We start from the raw sequence: 18,374 nt of genomic DNA on the forward strand, positions 1-18,374 counted from the left end.
CGCATGGCGGAGATCGGGATCGTCGGCCTCGGGCGCATGGGCGCCAATATCGCGCGGCGCCTGATGCGCGCCGGGCACCGCTGCATCGTCTGGGACCGGGACGATGCCGCCATCGCCGCCGTGGTCGCCGGCGGTGCCAGCGGCGCCGCGGACCTCGCCGGTCTGGTCGCCGCCTTGGCCGCGCCGCGCGCCGTCTGGGTCATGCTGCCGCATGGCGCGCCGACCGAACAGGCGATCGCCGAGCTGGGCGATCTGCTCTCCCCCGGCGACGTCGCCATCGACGGCGGCAACACCCACTGGAAGGACGACATCCGCCGCGCGGCCGCGCTGCGCGCGAAGGGTTTGCACTACCTCGACATCGGCACGTCCGGCGGCGTCTGGGGGCTGGAGCGCGGCTACTGCCTGATGATCGGCGGGGAAGCGGAACCCGTCGCGCGGCTCGCACCCATCTTCGCCGCGCTGGCGCCGGGGCGCGGCGGCATCCCCGCCACGCCGCGCCGCGAGGGCCGCGCGCCCAATGTCGAGGAAGGCTGGCTGCATTGCGGCGGCCATGGCGCCGGCCATCTCGTGAAGATGGTCCACAACGGCATCGAGTATGGGATGATGCAGGCCCTGGCCGAGGGCCTCGACCTGCTGCGCGCCGCCGACAGCAAGGACCTCCCCGAGGAGCACCGCATCGCCGTCGACATCGCCGACGTCGCCGAGGTCTGGCGGCGCGGCTCGGTGGTGACGTCCTGGCTGCTCGACCTGACCGCCGCCGCGCTCGCTGAGGATCCGGCGCTCGCGAAGTATTCCGGCACGGTGGGGGATTCCGGCGAGGGCCGCTGGACGGTGCAGCAGGCGGTGGAGACGGCGGTTTCCGCCCCGGTGCTGACCGCCGCGCTCTTCGCCCGCTTCGCATCCCGCGACGAAGGCCGTTTCGCGGGCAAGGCATTGTCGGCCATGCGCCACGGCTTCGGCGGGCATCTGGAGCCGAAGAAGGGATGACGATCGCCGCCATCGTGATGATGGGCGTCTCCGGCTGCGGCAAGTCCACCGTGGGCGCGTTGCTGGCCGAACGCCTCGGCTGGCCCTTCGAGGACGGCGACGCCTTCCACCCCCCCTCCAACGTTGCGAAGATGAGCGCCGGCACGCCGCTGACCGATGATGACCGCTGGCCCTGGCTCGCCGCCATCGCCGCGCGCATCGCCCGGGCGCGCGCGGCGGGCGAGGGCGTCGTGATCGGCTGCTCCGCCCTGAAGCGCGCCTATCGCGACATGCTGCGCGACGGGCATGCGGATGTCCGCTTCCTGCACCTGACCGGCACGCCGGAGCTCATCATGGCGCGCCAGGCGGCCCGGACCGGCCACTTCATGCCGGTCTCGCTCATCGCCAGCCAGTTCGCCACGCTCGAACTGCCGGAGACCGAGGCGGACGTCATCGACCTCGACGTCGATCCGGAGCCGCCGGCGATCGTCGCCAGGGCGATCGCCGCGCTGCGCCGCCGCGGCGACCTGGCGTGAGGCGTGGCATCGTGATGATCGGCGCTGGCATTGCCGCCCCCGCCATGCGCCCGCATGCCGGCCTGGTGACGCGGCGGCCCCTCGCCGTCCCGCTGGTCGGGCGGCTGACGCACGACCGGGGCCGGCTGCGGCCGGCCGCTACTCCGCTGCCATCGGCAGGCCCGGAACCGGACCGCGGGTGATGGCGGTCATCCGTTCCCGCACGTCGAAGAGGCGGATCTGCAGATCCGTGATGTCCGGGTTGGCCTTCATGCGCCCGACGATCGGGCCGGCGACATAGGCTTCCGCCGCCGCACGGTCGGCAAACAGGTAGATCCCGCCGGCGCGGCGTTCCTCCTCCCCGTCCAGCCAGATCTTCCATTGCAGGCCGGGCACGGCGAGGAACTGCCTGGCGCGGTCGTCGGTGTAACGGGCCTCCCACTCGGCCTTCGGCATGTCCGGGCGCGTGTAGTTGATCTGCACGATCACCATGGCGCGGGTCCTCCCTCTGGATGCGCGGAGGGGCATCCTAGACACCTTTCGCGCCCCTCGTGCGACCGGCATTGCCTGGCGGCCCGGAGGCGCCGCCCGCGCGGCGCATGCCGGCGCAATCGCCGGAAGGCGCCGCAACGGCGCCTGAGGCATGAGCAAGAGGCACAGGAGACAGCCGCCATGCCGATCACCGACCTTCGCCTCGACCTTCGCGGGACCCCGTTCCAGCGCGCCGTCTGGGCCGCGCTGCGGGAGATCCCGCCCGGCCGCACCGAAACCTACGCCGAGGTCGCCGCCCGCATCGGCCATCCCGGTGCGGCGCGGGCAGTCGCACGCGCCTGCGCCGCCAATCCCATTGCCCTGGCGGTGCCGTGCCACCGCGTGGTGCCCGCCGCCGGCGGCACGGGCGGCTGGCGCTGGGGCGCCGACCGCAAGCGGGCGCTGCTGGCGAGGGAAGGCGCATGATGATCGCCGATCGCGTCGCCGGCCTGGACTGGGCGCGGATCGAGGCCGAGCTGGACGCCTTCGGCTGCGCCACCACCGGGCCGCTGCTGGCGGCGCAGGACTGCGCCGATCTCGCCGCGCTCTATGACCGGGAGGACGGCTTCCGCAGCCGCGTCGTCATGGCGCGCCACGGCTTCGGGCGCGGCGAATACAAGTATTTCGCCACCCCGCTGCCCGCGCCGGTGGCGGAACTGCGGCGGGAGTTCTGGCCGCGCCTCGCCCCCGTCGCGAACCGCTGGAACGCGGCGATGGGCCTGGCGCCGCGCTTTCCGGCGCGGCACGCCGACTTCCTCGCCCGCTGCCACGCCGCCGGCCAGACCCGCCCGACGCCGCTGCTGCTGCGCTACGAGGCCGGCGACTACAATTGCCTGCACCAGGATCTCTACGGCGAGCACGTCTTTCCGTTGCAGGTCGCGATCCTGCTGTCATCCCCGGCCCGTGACTTCACGGGCGGGGAGTTCGTGCTGACCGAGCAGCGCCCGCGCATGCAGTCCCGCGCCGAGGTGGTTCCGCTGACGCAGGGGGAGGGCGTGATCTTCGCCGTCCACCATCGCCCCGTCGCCGGCACGCGCGGCAGCTATCGCGTGAACCTTCGCCACGGGGTGAGCCGGCTGCGCAGCGGGCGGCGGCACACGCTGGGCGTCATCTTCCACGATGCGGCGTGAAGCGGAAGGTCGGAGGAGGGCGGCCTCCGGCCATCGACGCCCTTGCCAAAGCCGAGGTCGAGGCGTCGGAGGATCGCGGCTCCTGGCGTCCTCCCGGATGAGGAAGACGCCTCATACCAGCGGCCGCTGTTCGCGACCGCTGGCATCCGCCTCTTGATGCCCTCAGACGCGGGCGCGAACCTCCGGTGTGCTTGGCTTCGCCGGACTGCCGGCGGGCCGCATCCGCGGCCTCGGCACGAGGCAAGAACTCGTGCCGCTGGCATCATGCTGCCGCGCCTTGCCGATGACCTCATCGGCGAGGTTCAGCGGTATGGCGCGTGGAGCTGGCGGGGCGGCCGCGCGCGAAACCAGGATGCTGATACCGAGTCAGCCGAAAGGCTGGCCGGTATCAGAGACCGTCTGGAAGGTCCGGCACCGCACCCGCCGGAAGATCCGTTCAGGCGACGGAGGCGTCCGTCGGCAGGATCACGACCCGCGTGCCGATCGGGACGCGCTGGTAGAGATCGACGATGTCCTGGTTGATCAGGCGGATGCAGCCCGCCGAGGCCATCGTGCCGATGGTCCAGGGCTCCACCGTGCCATGCAGGCGGTAGTAGGTGTCGTAGCCATCCTGGTAGAGGTAGAGCGCCCGCGCGCCGAGCGGGTTGCGGCCGCCGCCCGGCATGCCGTGGCGCAGGTGGCCGTAGCGTTGCGGCTCACGCGCCACCATCTCGGGCGTCGGACGCCAGTTCGGCCAGGCGGCCTTGCGCTCCACGAAGGCGTCGCCCGTCAGGTTGAAGGCCTGGTCTCGCCCGACAGCGATGCCGTAGCGCATGGCTCGGCCGCCCTGGAGGACCAGGTAGGCGTAGCGGGCCGCCGTGTCGACGACGATGGTGCCCGGCTCGTCAGCGCGCGGATAGGCGACCTCGCGCCGCAGGTAGCGCGGATCGATCCGCCGCAGGTTCACCGCCGGGATCGAGAAGCGCTCGGTCGTGATGGCCGCGTAGATCGACCGGTAGTCGGGCTCGGGCGTCCTGTCGGGAACGGGTGGTCGTGGCGGATCGGGGGGCGCTGGAGGGGAACCTCCAAGCACGGCCTGCGCTGCGCCGGGGGGCGAGGGCGCCGGCACTTCGGAGGGCACGCACGCTGCAAGCAGACCGGGGAGACCGCCGAGTAGGCTCCGTCGGCGAAGGCTCATCGCTGGTCGGGACTCCCGCGCGGACGTCGAATCGCTTGTGCCAAGTGAACGGCAAGGATGGCGCGGTTGTCCACAGGGGCGACCCGCTGCACCACCGCCGGCGCTGGGCCGATCGCCACCAGGGACCCGATCCGCCGCCCTTCCCTGGCCGCCGGCCCGGCGCCACCGAACGGTTGCCAAGGAAGAAGGGGGGATCGGGGGGAATTCCTTCCCCCCGACCTTCTTGCCCGTTCAGCCGTCGATCGCCTGATACGCCAGCATGTTGATCAGCCGCCGGTAGCGCAGCCGCATCTCCCCCGGGGCATGCGCCATCAGCACCACCGCCAGGCGTTCGGCCGGGTCCACCCAGAAATAGGTGCCGAACACGCCGGACCAGCCGAAGGCCCCTGGCGCGCCCATGAAGGCGGAGCCGCCGGCGTTCTTCCGCACCGCGACGGTCAGTCCGAAGCCATAGCCCTTCAGCCCCGGATCCATCCGGTCCGGCCCGCCCTCGATGCCCTGCAGGTGGTCCGACCCCATCCAGCGCACCGTGGCCGGCGAGAGCACGCGGACCCCGCCCAGCGATCCGCCGGCGCGCAGCATCTCGGCGAAGCGCAGGTAGTCCGAGGCGGTGGAGACCAGCCCCGCACCGCCCACTTCGAGCCGGGGCGCCGCAAGCGGCGCCGCGACGGCTTGCGGCTTGCCGGTCAGCGGACAGTTCGGCAGCGCCTTGGCGAAGCGCGCGGCGGCGCCCTCGGGCAGCGCGTAGCCTGTCTCGTTCATCCCGAGCGGCGCGAAGATGCGCTCCCGCATGAGGGTGCCGAGCGAGGCGCCGCCCGCCGCCTGCGTCACCAGCCCGAGCACGTCGGTCGAGAAGCCGTATTCCCAGGCCTCGCCCGGATGGTGCCGCAGCGGCGTCGCGGCCAGCGCGGCAGCCAGGCTTTCCGCGTCATGCTCGCTCGCAACGGTCAGCGAGGTGCCCGGATGCGCCGCGTGCACCGCCGTGGCGCCGAAACCGCCATAGACGAAGCCGGTGGTGTGGCGCGCCGCATCCTGCACCGTCATCGGCCGGCGCTGCGGTTCCGTCTCGATCGGACCCTCGCCGGAGAGCATCCCCGGCGTCGGCTTCGCGACCTGCATGGTCATCAGCGGCGGGACATAGGCGCCGACCGGGTCCGAGAGCAGCAGCCGCCCTTCCTCGACCAGGGACAGCGCCGCGACGCCGCAGACCGGCTTGGTCATCGAGGCGATGGCAAACATCGCATCGGGACGCATCGGCACCTTCGCCTCGGCGTCGAGATAGCCGACGGCTTCGAGATGCACGAGCCGGCCCTCGCGGGCGATGGCGACGACGCCACCGGGGAAGCGGCCTTCCTCGACCTCGCGCTCCAGCGCCGGGCGGATGCGGGCGAGCCGTTCGGAGGACATGCCCACCGCTTCCGGCCGCACCGGGGCGAGGGGTGGGGTGTCGGTCTGGATCACGTTCATGCGCCGTCTCCCGCATAGGGGTTGGTGCGGCGCTCGGTGCCGAAGGTGGAGCCGGGCCCGTGGCCGCAGATGAACTGGATGTCGTCGCCGAGGGGGAAGAGCTTCCCCCGGATCGCCGAGATCAGCGCCGCGTGGTCGCCATAGGGAAAGTCGGTGCGCCCCACCGATCCCTGGAACAGCACGTCGCCGACCAGCGCGAAGCCGAGCGCGGTCGAGACGAACACCACATGCCCCGGCGTGTGCCCCGGGCAGTGCAGCACGGCGAAGTCCTGGCCGGCGATCTCGACCGTGTCGCCTTCCTCGAGCCAGCGGTCGGGGGTGACGGCCCGGCAGTCCATGCCGTAGCGCGCGCCCTGGTCCGGCAGGCCATCGAGCAGGAATTCATCCGCGCGTTGCGGCCCCTCGACCGGCACGCCGAGCGCCTCGGCGAGCTCGGCCGCGGCGCCGGCATGGTCCAGGTGGCCATGGGTCAGCAGGATGCGCTGCACCTTGATGCCGGCCTGCTGGATCGCCTCCTGGATGCGGTCGGCATCGCCGCCGGGATCGACGACCACACCCTCCTTCGTCTCGTCGTCCCAGACGAGGGTGCAGTTCTGCTGGAAGGGCGTCACGGGCAGGATGGCGGCGGCAATGCTCATGGCCGGACCTTGGCGCGGCGGCCCCGGGCCGGCAAGCCGGGCGCGGCGTGGTCCGGCGCCCGCCGGCGGCGCCGCGCGCCGCGCGTCCTGACAGCGAGGCCACCCGGCAGGAATCGCCGCCCGCTTCACAAATATTCAACTTTTGGGCGATTTTCTTGTAGGGAAGCGATCGCAGGATGCGATGACCACCTACGCCTTCCCCAACTACGCCGGCGGCAGCCTGGTCTTCGCGCCGGCGGAGGACCTGTTGCAGTTCCCGGTGGGCTGGCCGGCAGCCTCGCTGCGCTTCGCCGTCTCGGGGACGGATCTGCTGGTCTCCTCCCAGGGGGAGACGCTGCGCCTGCTCGGCATCGGGCTCGGCGGCTCGGGGCTGACCGCGGCGAACCTGGTCTTCGCCGATGGCAGCCTCCTCATGCTCGATGGCGGCGGCAGCAACTCTCGCAGCGGCGGCGACGGGGCGGACTGGATCGCGGTGGACCGCGGCGGGGCGGACAGCGTCTCCGCGGGCGGCGGCGACGACCGCATCGAGGCCGGCGCCGCGCTGACCGACGCGGACATGCTGGATGGCGGCGCCGGTACCGCGGACGTGCTTGCCCTGTCCGGCACCTTCTCGGTCACGCTCGCCGCGACGACCGTCACCGGGGTCGAGCGCATCGAGGTCGGCAGCGGCGACGCCGCGCTGACCCTCGATGCGGCCGCCGTCGCCACCGCAACGCCGGATGCCGGCGCGGTCTTCACCGTCGATGGCACGGCGCAGGGCATCGGGTCCCGCCTCGCCGTCGATGGCAGCGCGGCGGCAGGCGCCATGGCGCTGCTCGCCGGCGCGGGGGACGACGTGCTCACCGGCGGCTTCGGCGCCGATCTTCTCGCCGGCGGCAGCGGCGACGACACCCTGGCCGGCGGCTGGGGCGACGACACGATCGAGGGCGGCGCCGGCACCGACCTGCTCGATGGCGACGCCGGCAACGACCTCTTCCTCTTCGACGCTCCCGGGGCGCAGAGCCCGCCCGCCACGCCGGACACGATCCTCGGCTTCGAGGGAGCGGGCCGCGCGGGCGGCGACCGCATCGCCCTGCCGCCGACGCTGCAGATCGGCCGCGCCATCGCCTTCCATGTCACCGCCGCGGACTTCCTCTTCGAGGGCTATGAAGGCTCCGGCGTCCAGCTGCCGGCGAGCCGCATCGGGGATGGCTTCGCCGACGTGCTCTGGCGGCTGGTGGAGGGCGAGGCCTGGCGTTTCGAGCTCTGGGCCGATCTCGACGATGACGGGCGCTTCGGCGCGGGCGACCTGTTCCTGCGCATCGCCGTGCCCGAGGGCGATGCCGCCACCTCCCTGTCGGCCGAGGATTTCGTCGCCCAGTTCGGCGGCTTCGTCGGCGGGCCGGGGGATGATGCACTGGCCGGCAGCGGCGGCACCGACGATGCCATGTGGGGGGAGGGCGGGGACGACATCCTCTCCGGCGGCGACGGGGTGGACTGGCTGGAGGGCGGGCTCGGCGACGACACGCTGCGCGGCGGCGATCTCGCCGACGAGCTGCGCGGCGGCCCCGGCAGCGACTGGCTCGAGGGCGGCGACGGCTGGGACACGCTGTTCGCCGCCGACCCCTACACCCCCGAGACGGAGAGCGCGGAGGACCGCAACCTGCTGCTCGGCGGCGCCGGGCCGGACGCGCTGTTCGGCGGTGTCGGCCTCGACACGTTGCGCGGGGAGGAGGATGACGACCTCCTCTGGGGCGATGCCGGGGACGACTGGCTGGAGGGCGGCCGCGGCGCCGACCTGATCCATGCGCGGGAGGGCAATGACCGGCTCGACGGTGGGGAGGGCAACGACACGCTGCTCGGCGGCCTCGGCGGCGACCTCATGTCCGGCGGCACGGGTGCCGATCTCTTCGTCATCGACCTCTCCACCCGGGGGCTGAACGAGACGTCGGGTGCCGAGGCCGATGGGCTGGTGGATTTCAGCGCGGCCGAAGGCGACGTGATTTCCCTCGGCCTGGTGAATGGCCTCGTCGGCGGCAGCTTCGGGCCGGGGCCGCTCGCCTGGCGGGGCGCGCTGGCGGCGCGGGATGCTGCCCAAGGCGTCGGCTTCGGATTGGTGCTGCCGGGGGAGGGCATCGGGCCGGGCTACTACCAGTCATGGTGGATCCCGGCGGTTTCGGGCGGGCAGCCGGCGGGCGGCTGGTTCGTCATCGACCTCGACCAGGACCTGGTCCTGGACATCGACGATGCGGTGATCCGCATCGGCGCTGCCGGGCCCGGCGGGGCGGAGGCGCTGACACCGGAGGCCTTCGCCGACGGCACCTTCCGCATCCTGGTCGGCGGGGCGGGCGCGGACAGCCTCGCGGCCGCGGCCTCGGGCCAGGAGGTCTTCGGCCTCGGCGGCGCGGACCTGCTCACCGGCCGCGACGGCGCCGACCGCCTGGTGGGGGGCGAGGGGAACGACACCCTGCTCGGGGCGGCCGGCGCCGACCAGCTCTGGGGCGGCGCCGGCAATGATTCGCTCGACGGCGGCGCCGGCGGAGACGAACTCTTCGCCGAGGGGCCCGGCATCGGCGAGGTGGACGGCATCTTCGCCCGCAACACGCTGTCGGGCGGCGAGGGCGCCGACAGCCTCTGGGGGGCGGATGGCCGGGACTCCCTCGACGGCGGCCTCGGCAATGACCGGCTCTATGGCGGCATCGGCATCGACACGCTGCTCGGCGGCGAGGGCGCGGACACGCTGCTCGGCGGGGATGGGGCTGATTCGATCTCCGGGGCGGCGGGCGCCGACTCCATCGATGCCGGGGCGGGCGACGACACGGTGGACTACGATCCCGCCGACCCCTTCGCCGATGGCGGCGACGACACCGACCTGCTGGTGCTGCTCGCCCCCGCCACGGTGACGCTGGACAGCGCCATCGACCAGGTGTCGGGTGGCGGCATCACCACCGGCTTCGAGGGGGTGGACGCCTCCGCCGTCGCCGCCGCCATCACCCTCTACGGCTCCGCCGGGCGCAACCGCCTGATCGGTGGCGCCTTCGCGGACCGGATCGAGGGCCGCGACGGCAATGACACGCTGGAAGGCGGCGGCGGGGCCGACACGCTCGACGGCGGCACCGGCGACGACCTGCTCACCGGGGGCGAGGGGGCGGACCGGCTGGTCGGCGGGGACGGCTTCGACATCGCCTCCTATGCATCGGCGACACTCGGGGTGACGGTCACGCTGCACAACGGCTTCGTCGCCGGCGGGGCGGCGGGCGACACGCTGCTGGGCATCGAGGGGCTGCGCGGGTCGGCCTTCGCCGATTCCATGCAGGGCACCGGCTTCGCGGACCGGCTCGAGGGCCTCGCCGGCAATGACGTGCTGGATGGCTACGCGGGCGACGACACGATCCTCGGCGGGGCGGGGGCCGACGCGCTGCGCGGCTGGCTCGGGAATGATTCCCTGGTCGGCGGCGACGACAACGACGTGCTCGACGGCAATGGCGGCGACGACCTGCTCGATGGCGGGGAGGGCACCGACCGGATGATCGGTGGCGCCGGCAACGACCTCTACCTGGTGGACCGGCCGACCGACCTCGCCGTCGAATCCGTCGGCGGGGGGCAGGACACCGTCATCGCCTCCGGCAACCATACGCTCGGCGCGGAAGTCGAATGGCTGGTGCAGGCGGCCGGGGCGGGCGCCATCTGGGCCGTCGGCAATGCCCAGGCCAACCGCATCCTCGGCAACGAGGCCGACAATCTCCTGGTCGCCATGGCGGGCGACGACACCGTCCGCGGCGGCGCCGGCCACGACCGCCTGCAGGGGCGGGAGGGCAACGACATCCTGTACGGGGAGGAGGGCGACGACACGCTGTTCGGCGGCACCGAGGCCGACATCCTGGACGGCGGCGCGGGGCGCGACGTCCTGCGCGGGGAGGCCGGCGATGACAGCCTCCTCGGCGGCGCGGACAGCCTGACGGATACGCTGTTCGGCGATGCGGGGGACGACTGGCTCGATGGCGGGGGCGGTTACGACCTCATGTATGGCGGCTACGGCAACGACACCTACGTCGTCTCGGACCAGGTCGAGGGGATCGTCGAATTCGCCGGGCAGGGGCTGGACCGGGTGATCGCGGCGACCGCCGCCATCTACACCCTGCCCAACCACGTCGAGGACCTGGTCCTGGCCGGTGGGCCGGGCGGCATCGGCAACGCGCTGTCCAACCGCATCACCGGCACCGTGCTCAACGAGACCCTGGCCGGGCGCGACGGCAACGACACGCTGGAAGGCGGCGGCGGGGCGGATATCCTGTTCGGGGAGGGCGGGCGCGACACCTTCGTCTTCGGCGCCGGCAGCGCCATCGACGCGGTGCGGGACTTCGTCCCCGGCATGGACCGCATCCTGCTGCAGGGCCTGCGCTTCACCAGCTTCGAGGAGGTGATGGCCTCGACGCGGCAGGGCGGCCTCGGGGCGATCATCGATTTCGCGCCGGGCGACGCGGCCATCCTGGTCGGCGTGCAGAAGTCGGCGCTGACGGCCGGGGACTTCGTCTTCCTCGCGTGACCTTTCCTCCCCACATGGCGAAGGGAGATCGGTGACAACGGAGGATGTGATGATCGCACAGGCGGGGCATGAGGCGGCGACCCTCGGCGGCGGCTGCTTCTGGTGCCTGGAGGCGGTGTTCAAGGAGTTGCGCGGGGTGGTCTCGGTCACCTCGGGCTACGCCGGCGGGCATGTCGAGAACCCGAGCTACGAGGAGGTCTGCGGCAAGAAGACCGGCCATGCGGAGGTGGTGCGGGTGGTCTTCGACCCGGCCGAACTCTCCTATGCCGACCTGCTGCGGGTGTTCTTCACCATCCACGACCCCACCACCAGGGACCGCCAGGGGGCGGATGTCGGGCCGCAGTACCGTTCGATCATCCTGACGCATTCCGAGGCCCAGGCGGCGACGGCGCGGGCGGTGATGGAGGAGGTGGCGAAGGCCGCCATCTGGGACGCGCCCCTGGTGACCGAGCTGGTGCCGGAGGCGCCCTTCTGGCCGGCCGAGCCGGAGCACCACGACTATTTCGCGCGCAACCCGTGGTCGGGCTATTGCCGGGCGGTGGTGGCGCCGAAGGTGCTGAAGTTCCGCAAGATGTTCGCGGAGCGGCTGAAGCGCCCGGCGGCCTAGCGGCCCGCCTGTCCGCGTCGTTCGCCGGAGATCCGGAGATGTTCGCGGGCAGGACGCCAGGGCTGACCCCGATCGGATGGACCGGCCCGATCGGGTGAGGATGCCCGCGAAAGCCGCTCCAGTTGGACCGAGGGGGCGCCGCCCCCCCTCATGGCGACAGTTCAGGAAGGACCCGACATGTCATCCAAGCGCGACACCCTTGCCGAAACCTTCCCGGTCACCCGGACCGAGGAGGAATGGCGCGCGATCCTCTCCCCCGAGGCTTTCCGCGTGCTGCGCCAGCACGGCACGGAGCGCCCCGGCACCTCCCCGCTGAACGCCGAGAAGCGTCCCGGCACCTTCGCCTGCGCCGGCTGCGGCGCGCCGCTCTTCGATGCGGCGACGAAGTATGAAAGCTGCAGCGGCTGGCCTTCCTTCTTCGCGCCGATCGAGGGAGCGGTCGGCACCACGATCGACCGCTCCTTCCTCATGACCCGCACCGAGGTGCATTGCGCGCGCTGCGGCGGGCATCTCGGCCATGTCTTCCCCGACGGCCCGCAGCCGACCGGGCTGCGCTTCTGCATGAACGGCGCAGCCATGGCCTTCGCCCCCGGGGAGGGCTGAGCGACCGTTCGGGAATGCGCCGTTCGGCGCATTCCCTGGCCGGCGCCGGCATTCTCATACCGGCGGCCGCTATTCACGACCGTCGGCATGAGGGCTTTCGAGCCCTCGGACGCCGGGCGCAAACCTCAGGTTTGGTTGGCTTCGCCGGATCACCCGCGGGCCGCATTCCGGATCCCCTGTCACCTTGCAAGGCAAGGCGACCGGGTGCCCGTCGCGGCCTCGGCACGAGGCAAGAATTCATGCCGCTGGTACCAAGCAGCCTCCTGGAGCAGATCCCGATCGGTTGGACCCGCCTGATCGGGTGAAGATGCTCGCGAAAACAAGGGGCTGGAGAGGTTGCCGTGAACCAATGCGAACGGAAACCGCTCTGGCGCGTTCCATCATGGGTTGCGACCCGGGGCGGGAAAGCCCGGGAGTGCAGCCGGCTTGACCTGCGTCATCTCCCGCCGCCGGTGGTGTCAGCGGCGTGACTCCGTGCTTGCGTCGCGCCCGGGGGCGGCGCAGGTTCCGCCGCGACGGCTCCCCCCGCCGCCGCCCCTTTGTGTGCCTGAGCCATGCGCCGCCTCGCCGCCTGCCTGATCCTGCCTCTCCTTCTGCTCGCGCGTCCGGCGGCGGCGGACCTCATCTACGTGCTGAATTCGGGGGATTCGAGCATCTCGGTCCTCGATGCCATCACGCGGGAGGAGCTGCGCCGCATCCCGGCGCTGCGGGAGGTCCACCACCTGGTCCTCGCCCCCGGAGGGCGGGAACTGCTGATCGCCGATTCCGGCGGCAACGAGATCTTTTTCGTCGATCCGGCCTCCGGCGAGGTGCGCCGGCGGGAGCGGATCTCCAACCCCTATCACCTCGATTTCTCACCGGACGGGCGGCATCTGGTGATCGCCAGCCTGCGGCGCAACCAGGTGGACATCTACGACGCCCAGGGCCCGACGCTGCTGACCCGGCTGCGCACGCCGGACAAGCCGTCCCACATGGCGTTCCGGCCGGACGGCAAGGTGGTCTACGTCACGCTGCAGGGCAGCGGCACGGTGATCGCGGTCAGCCTCGAAACGCGCGAGGTCCTGTGGGAGGCGCCGATCGGCCGCGAGCCCGCGGGCATCGTCTGGCATCGCGGCCGGCTGATCGTCGGCATCATGGGCTCCGACCACTTCGCCGTGCTCAACCCGGAGACGAGGGAAGTGGAGCGGCAGATCCCGGTCGGCCGCGGCGCGCACACCATCTTCGCGGCGCCGGACGGCAAGGCGCTGTGGGCGACCAGCCGGGTGCAGAGCCGCATCGCCGAGATCGACCCGACCACGCTCGAGGTCCGGCGCATCTTCGACATCCCGGGCGGGCCGGACTGCATCGCCTTCGACCCGGATGGCCGGCTCTGGGCGACGCTGCGCTGGGCCGGGCGGATCGCGCGCATCGACACGCGCACCGGCGAATACGAAACCATCCGCGTCGGCCGCAGCCCGCATGGCATCTTCGTCCAGCCGCGCCGTGCGGAAAACTAGGCGGCACCTCCTCCTCGCGCCGCTGCTCGGCCTGCTGGCAGCGGCGCCCGCCGCGGCGCAGGTTTCGCCGGCCTGCCGCGCGGGGACGCTCTACCTGACGATCGACACGGGATGGGGACGGGAGGCGGAGCGGATCGCCGGGATCCTGAAGCGCCGCGACGTGCGCGCGACGCTGTTCGTCGCCAATGAGCCGACTCATACCGGGGAACGCAGCCTCGGCCCCGGCTGGGCCGCCTTCTGGCAGGCGCGCGCCGCCGAGGGCCACGTCTTCGCCAGCCACACCGACCGCCACTGGTACTTCCGCGGCGACGCAGGCCCGGGCCGCGTGCGCTACGTCTCCCGCAGCCGCGAAGGCGAGGAGGTGCTGGACCAGGCGGCGATGTGCCGCGAGCTCGCCCGCCCGATCGAACGCCTGCGGGAGGCGGTGCCGGGCGCGACGGTGCTGCCGCTGTGGCGGGCGCCGGGCGGCATCACCACGCCCGGCGCGATCCGCATGGCCGAGGCCTGCGGCCTGCGCCACCAGGGCTGGAGCGCCAACGGCTTCCTCGGCGACGAGCTGTCGAGCGAGGCGCATCCCAACCGTGCGCTGGCCGACCGTGCGCTGGCCGACCGTGCGCTGCGCAACCTGCGGGACGGGGAGGTGCTGGTGATGCATTGGGGCATCCGCAGCCGCCGCGACCCCTATGCCAATGTGCTGGAGGAGGTGATCGCCGGCCTCCAGTCCCGCGGCTTCTGCTTCGCCACCCTGCCGGCCGAGGGCCGGCGCTAACGCGGACCGGCTGCATGGAAGCAGCAGCGGGCCTTCCGTGCGAACATCCCCCAGCGGGGGGCCGATTCCAGCCCTCCGCGAACTTTCCTGGGACCTTCTCGGCATGATCGAGTCCTTCAACCGCATCCTCGACAGCGTCACCGGCTGGATCTTCGAGGTGCTGGTGCAGCCGGCGATGTACGAGCTCGGCCTGATGGACTGGGCCGACGACGCCATCGACTGGATCGAGTTCGGCCTGTTCGGCATCTTCTCCATCCTGGTCGTCTACGCCGTCTGCCGGCCACTCGAGGCCTGGCGGCCGGTGGAGCCGGTGACGGACCGCGGCGCGATACGCACGGATATCGTCTACACGCTGCTGACGCGGCTCGGCCTGCTGCCGCTCATCGCCTTCGTGCTGCTCGCCTCGCTGCAGGCCTGGTGGGAAGGGACGGTGGCGGACAGCGGCTTCGTGCCGCCGACGCTCGAGAACCTGATCCCCGGGCTGCGCGAGGCGCCGATCCTCGCCTTCTTCCTCTACGTGGTGGTCCTCGATTTCGGCGAATACTGGCGCCACCGCTTCCAGCACCGCTTCGGCTGGTGGTGGGCGCTGCATTCCATCCACCACGCCCAGCGCCAGATGACCTTCTGGACCGACGACCGCAACCACATCCTGGACGAGATCATCGGCGCGCTGTGGTTCGGCGTCATCGCGCTGCTGATCGGCGTGCCGCCGGGCCAGTTCCCGCTGCTGGTGCTGATCACGCGGCTGGCGGAAAGCCTCTCCCACGCCAATGTGCGGCTGTCCTTCGGGCGGATCGGGGAGAGACTGGTCGTCTCGCCCCGCTTCCACCGGCTGCATCACGGCATCCTGTCCACCGCCGACCACGGCAAGAATTACGCGGTGCTCTTCCCGGTCTGGGACTGGATCTTCGGCACGGCTGATTTCCGCCGCGATGTCTTCCCCCGCACCGGGGACCCCGAGGCGCCGGAGGCCCTGGCCACCGGCGGCTGGCTGCGGCAACAATTCGTCGGCCTGAAGCGCATGGCAGGCGCCATCGCGGGACGATCCGGGACCTGACATGAACGCTCCGCCGCGGCTGAAGCCCCATTCCTCGCATTGGGGCGTCTTCGCCGCCGGCTGGCGCGACGGGCGGCTGGTGGTGGAACCCCACCCCGGCGACCCCGACCCGAACGGCATCCTGCAGAACTTTCCCGAGGCGCTGCGCCATCGCGCGCGCATCGCCGAGCCGATGGTGCGCCGCGGCTGGCTCGAGAACGGCCCCGGCCCGACCGACCGCCGCGGGCGCGACGAGTTCGTTCCCATGGCCTGGGACAAGGTGCTGGACCTGCTCGCCGGGGAACTGGCGCGGGTGCGCGACACGCATGGGCCGGGCGCCGTCTTCGGCGGATCCTATGGCTGGTCCTCCGCCGGGCGCTTCCACCACGCGCAGAGCCAGGTCCACCGCTTCCTGAACATCGCCCTCGGCGGCTATGTGAAGTCGGTCAACAGCTACAGCGCCGGGGCGTCGGCGGTGATCCTGCCGCATTTCCTCGGACCCTTCGAGGCGGTGACGCGGCGCAACGTCACCTGGGAACAGATCGTCGAGCATACCGACATCTGCGTTGCCTTCGGCGGCATGGCGCTGAAGAACTCCATGGTCGCGAGCGGCGGCGTCAGCCGCCATGTCGAGCGCCGGTCGATGCAGGCGGCGGCGGCGCGGGGCTGCGAGTTCGTCAACGTCTCCCCGCTGCGTGACGACCTGCCCGAGGAGGCGCGCGCCGAATGGATCGCGCCGGTGCCGGGGACGGATACGGCGATGATGCTCGGCATGGCGCATACACTGCTGGCCGAGGGGCTGCACGATGCCGCCTTCATCGGCCGCTACTGCTCGGGCTGGGAGGAATTCGAGGCCTATCTGACCGGCCGGGCCGACGGCGTGGCGAAGACGGCGGCGTGGGCCGCGCCGATCTGCGGCCTGCCGGCGGAAACCATCGCCGGGCTGGCGCGGCGCATGGCCGGGCGGCGGTCGCTGATCGTGATGGCCCATTCGCTGCAGCGCGCCGAGCATGGCGAGCAGCCGGTCTGGATGGCGGGGGTGCTCGCCGCGATGCTCGGCCAGATCGGCCTGCCGGGCGGCGGCTACAACTACGCGCTCGGCGCCATCGCGCACTACGGCAAGCGGCACAATGCGGTGCCGGCGGCGGCGCTGCCGCAGGGGAAGAACGGCGTCGGCGCCTTCATCCCGGTCGCGCGCATCTCCGACATGCTGCTGAACCCGGGTGCGCCCTTCGACTATGACGGCAGGCGGATGGCCTATCCCGATATCCGGCTGGTCTACTGGGCGGGCGGCAACCCCTTCCATCATCACCAGGACCTCAACCGGCTGCGGCAGGCCTTTTCGAAGGTGGACACGCTGGTGGTGCACGAGATCGCCTGGACCGCGACGGCGCGGCATGCGGACATCGTGCTGCCGACGACCATGACACTTGAGCGCGAGGATATCGGCGCCGCGCCGACCGATCCGCTGATGGTCGCCATGCACCGCATCGCCGAGCCCTTCGGCCAGGCGCGCGACGACTACGAGATCTTCGCCGGCCTCGCCGAGCGGCTGGGTAGCCGCGAGGCCTTCACGGAAGGCCGCGATGCGCGCGGCTGGCTGCGGCACCTCTACGCCGCCACGCAGAAGGGGCTCGCCGAGAAGGGCCTGCCCGCGCCCGATTTCGACGCCTTCTGGGAAGCCGGCGAGCTCCTCCTGCCGCAGGAGGAGGACGATGGCGGCATCCTCCGCGCCTTCCGCGAGGACCCCGAGGGCGCGCCGCTGCCGACACGCACCGGGCGCATCCAGCTCTCCTCGCCGACCATCGCGGGCTTCGGCTACGAGGACTGCCCCGGCCACCCCGCCTGGCTCGCGCCGAGCGACGCGCCGGCGCCCGGACGCCCGCTCTGGCTGGTGGCGAACCAGCCGGCGACGCGGCTGCACAGCCAGTTCGACTTCGGCGGCCACAGCAGCGCGATGAAGCGGCGCGGGCGGGAGGTGATGCGCATCCATCCGGCCGATGCCGCCCCGCGCGGCATCGCCGATGGCGACATCGTGCGCCTGTTCAACGCGCGCGGCGCCTGCCTCGCCACCGCCGCGGTGTCCGAGGATGTGCGCCCGGGCGTGGTGCAACTGCCGACCGGCGCCTGGTACGACCCCGAGGACCCCGAGGACGACAAGGCGCTGTGCGTCCACGGCAACCCGAACGTGCTGACGCGGGATGTCGGCACCTCGCGCCTGGCGCAGGGCTGCACGGGCCAGCTCACCAGCGTCGAGGTCGAAGGCTTCGCCGGCAACCTTCCCCCCGTGCGCGCCTTCGACCCGCCGGGGTGAAGGCGACCCGCCCGAGCATTTGATTGACAGGAACACGGCGCGGGCGAGAATCCGCAGGATCGTTGGCCAGTCTTTCACCCACCCCAGGGAGGCGGCAGATGACGATCGCTAACCGGCTGCGGGAATTTCTCGACGGCGCCGGCGTCAACTATGGCGAGGTCGCGCACAGCGAGGCCATGACCAGCGCCGGATCGGCCCATGCCGCCCATGTGCCGGGGCGGCAGGTCGCCAAGCCCGTCGTGATCCACCATGAGACCGGCTACGTGCTCGCCGTCGTGCCGAGCACCCACCGCGTCGAGCTGAGCACCCTGCAGGAGATCTTGGACCGGCGCCTTGGCCTGGCCTCCGAGCAGGAGATCGCGAAGCTGTTCGACGACTGCGCGACCGGGGCGGTGCCGCCGATCGGCGCCGCCTACGGCGTGCCCACATATCTCGACGAGAGCCTCGACAAGGTCGAGGACCTCTACTTCGAGGCCGGCGACCACCGCACCCTGGTGCATGTCTCCGGCGAGGCCTTCCGCGCCCTGACCAAGGACGCGAGGCGGGCGCGCTTCAGCCACGCGCCCTGAAGCGCGGCGGCCGGCCGGCGGCGGCCGCGCG

General features: G+C 72.2%; 16 protein-coding genes. 12 read left to right on the forward strand and 4 right to left on the reverse strand.

Annotated features, from left to right (window positions below; translation table 11 throughout):
- Window positions 1-3 precede the first annotated feature (3 nt).
- Window positions 4-987, forward strand: a complete 984-nt coding sequence (gnd, locus tag GXW74_RS09160) for a phosphogluconate dehydrogenase (NAD(+)-dependent, decarboxylating) (RefSeq protein ID WP_211846188.1) — start codon at window positions 4-6, stop codon at window positions 985-987.
- Window positions 984-1,502, forward strand: coding sequence for a gluconokinase (locus tag GXW74_RS09165; protein ID WP_246523111.1), 519 nt, complete (start codon window positions 984-986; stop codon window positions 1,500-1,502). The genes gnd and GXW74_RS09165 overlap by 4 nt, the downstream gene beginning before the upstream one ends.
- Before the next feature lie 138 nt (window positions 1,503-1,640).
- On the opposite strand, the gene GXW74_RS09170 is transcribed toward GXW74_RS09165, so the two are convergent.
- Window positions 1,641-1,973 (reverse strand): YdhR family protein, encoded by a 333-nt coding sequence (locus tag GXW74_RS09170; protein WP_211846189.1) that lies wholly within the window; start codon window positions 1,971-1,973, stop codon window positions 1,641-1,643.
- Window positions 1,974-2,153: 180 nt separating this feature from the next.
- Here GXW74_RS09170 and GXW74_RS09175 point away from each other — a divergent pair, with 180 nt between their 5' ends.
- Both GXW74_RS09175 and GXW74_RS09180 read left to right on the forward strand, forming a co-directional pair.
- Entirely contained in the window at window positions 2,154-2,438 is a 285-nt protein-coding gene (locus GXW74_RS09175) for a methylated-DNA--[protein]-cysteine S-methyltransferase (protein ID WP_211846190.1), read from the forward strand.
- Entirely contained in the window at window positions 2,435-3,142 is a 708-nt protein-coding gene (locus GXW74_RS09180; protein ID WP_211846191.1) for a 2OG-Fe(II) oxygenase, read from the forward strand. Before GXW74_RS09175 ends, GXW74_RS09180 begins: the two co-directional genes overlap by 4 nt.
- Before the next feature lie 436 nt (window positions 3,143-3,578).
- On the opposite strand, the gene GXW74_RS28345 is transcribed toward GXW74_RS09180, so the two are convergent.
- From GXW74_RS28345 to GXW74_RS09195, 3 genes are all read right to left on the reverse strand, one after another.
- Complete coding sequence (locus GXW74_RS28345) at window positions 3,579-4,214, reverse strand: L,D-transpeptidase (protein WP_211846192.1); 636 nt, start codon at window positions 4,212-4,214, stop codon at window positions 3,579-3,581.
- Window positions 4,215-4,550: 336 nt separating this feature from the next.
- On the reverse strand, window positions 4,551-5,786 hold the full coding sequence (locus GXW74_RS09190; RefSeq protein ID WP_211846193.1) for a serine hydrolase domain-containing protein: 1,236 nt from the start codon (window positions 5,784-5,786) through the stop codon (window positions 4,551-4,553).
- Window positions 5,783-6,424 carry an MBL fold metallo-hydrolase gene (locus GXW74_RS09195; RefSeq protein WP_246523112.1) on the reverse strand — a complete coding sequence of 214 codons (642 nt, stop codon included), beginning with the start codon at window positions 6,422-6,424 and terminating at the stop codon, window positions 5,783-5,785. Before GXW74_RS09195 ends, GXW74_RS09190 begins: the two co-directional genes overlap by 4 nt.
- 181 nt (window positions 6,425-6,605) lie before the next feature.
- Between GXW74_RS09195 and GXW74_RS09200 the strand changes: the two genes are divergently transcribed.
- The 8 genes from GXW74_RS09200 (at window position 6,606) to GXW74_RS09235 (ending at window position 18,343) form a co-directional block, all read left to right on the forward strand.
- Complete coding sequence (locus GXW74_RS09200; RefSeq protein ID WP_211846194.1) at window positions 6,606-10,949, forward strand: calcium-binding protein; 4,344 nt, start codon at window positions 6,606-6,608, stop codon at window positions 10,947-10,949.
- 49 nt (window positions 10,950-10,998) lie between these two features.
- Window positions 10,999-11,556 carry a peptide-methionine (S)-S-oxide reductase MsrA gene (gene msrA, locus GXW74_RS09205; RefSeq protein ID WP_211846195.1) on the forward strand — a complete coding sequence of 186 codons (558 nt, stop codon included), beginning with the start codon at window positions 10,999-11,001 and terminating at the stop codon, window positions 11,554-11,556.
- Between the two features lie 177 nt (window positions 11,557-11,733).
- Window positions 11,734-12,159, forward strand: coding sequence for a peptide-methionine (R)-S-oxide reductase MsrB (gene msrB / locus GXW74_RS09210; protein WP_211846196.1), 426 nt, complete (start codon window positions 11,734-11,736; stop codon window positions 12,157-12,159).
- Window positions 12,160-12,713: 554 nt separating this feature from the next.
- Window positions 12,714-13,655 carry a YncE family protein gene (locus GXW74_RS09215; RefSeq protein WP_211846197.1) on the forward strand — a complete coding sequence of 314 codons (942 nt, stop codon included), beginning with the start codon at window positions 12,714-12,716 and terminating at the stop codon, window positions 13,653-13,655.
- Window positions 13,618-14,424 carry a polysaccharide deacetylase family protein gene (locus tag GXW74_RS09220; protein WP_211846198.1) on the forward strand — a complete coding sequence of 269 codons (807 nt, stop codon included), beginning with the start codon at window positions 13,618-13,620 and terminating at the stop codon, window positions 14,422-14,424. The genes GXW74_RS09215 and GXW74_RS09220 overlap by 38 nt, the downstream gene beginning before the upstream one ends.
- 103 nt (window positions 14,425-14,527) lie before the next feature.
- Window positions 14,528-15,481: a sterol desaturase family protein gene (locus GXW74_RS09225; protein ID WP_211846199.1), complete on the forward strand. Its 954-nt coding sequence runs from the start codon at window positions 14,528-14,530 to the stop codon at window positions 15,479-15,481.
- Window position 15,482: 1 nt separating this feature from the next.
- On the forward strand, window positions 15,483-17,774 hold the full coding sequence (locus GXW74_RS09230) for a molybdopterin guanine dinucleotide-containing S/N-oxide reductase (protein WP_211846200.1): 2,292 nt from the start codon (window positions 15,483-15,485) through the stop codon (window positions 17,772-17,774).
- Window positions 17,775-17,872: 98 nt separating this feature from the next.
- Window positions 17,873-18,343, forward strand: coding sequence for an aminoacyl-tRNA deacylase (locus GXW74_RS09235; RefSeq protein WP_211846201.1), 471 nt, complete (start codon window positions 17,873-17,875; stop codon window positions 18,341-18,343).
- Window positions 18,344-18,374: the final 31 nt, after the last annotated feature.

It is taken from the genome of Neoroseomonas eburnea, assembly GCF_018129005.1.
Classification (GTDB): Bacteria; Pseudomonadota; Alphaproteobacteria; order Acetobacterales; family Acetobacteraceae; genus Neoroseomonas; species Neoroseomonas eburnea.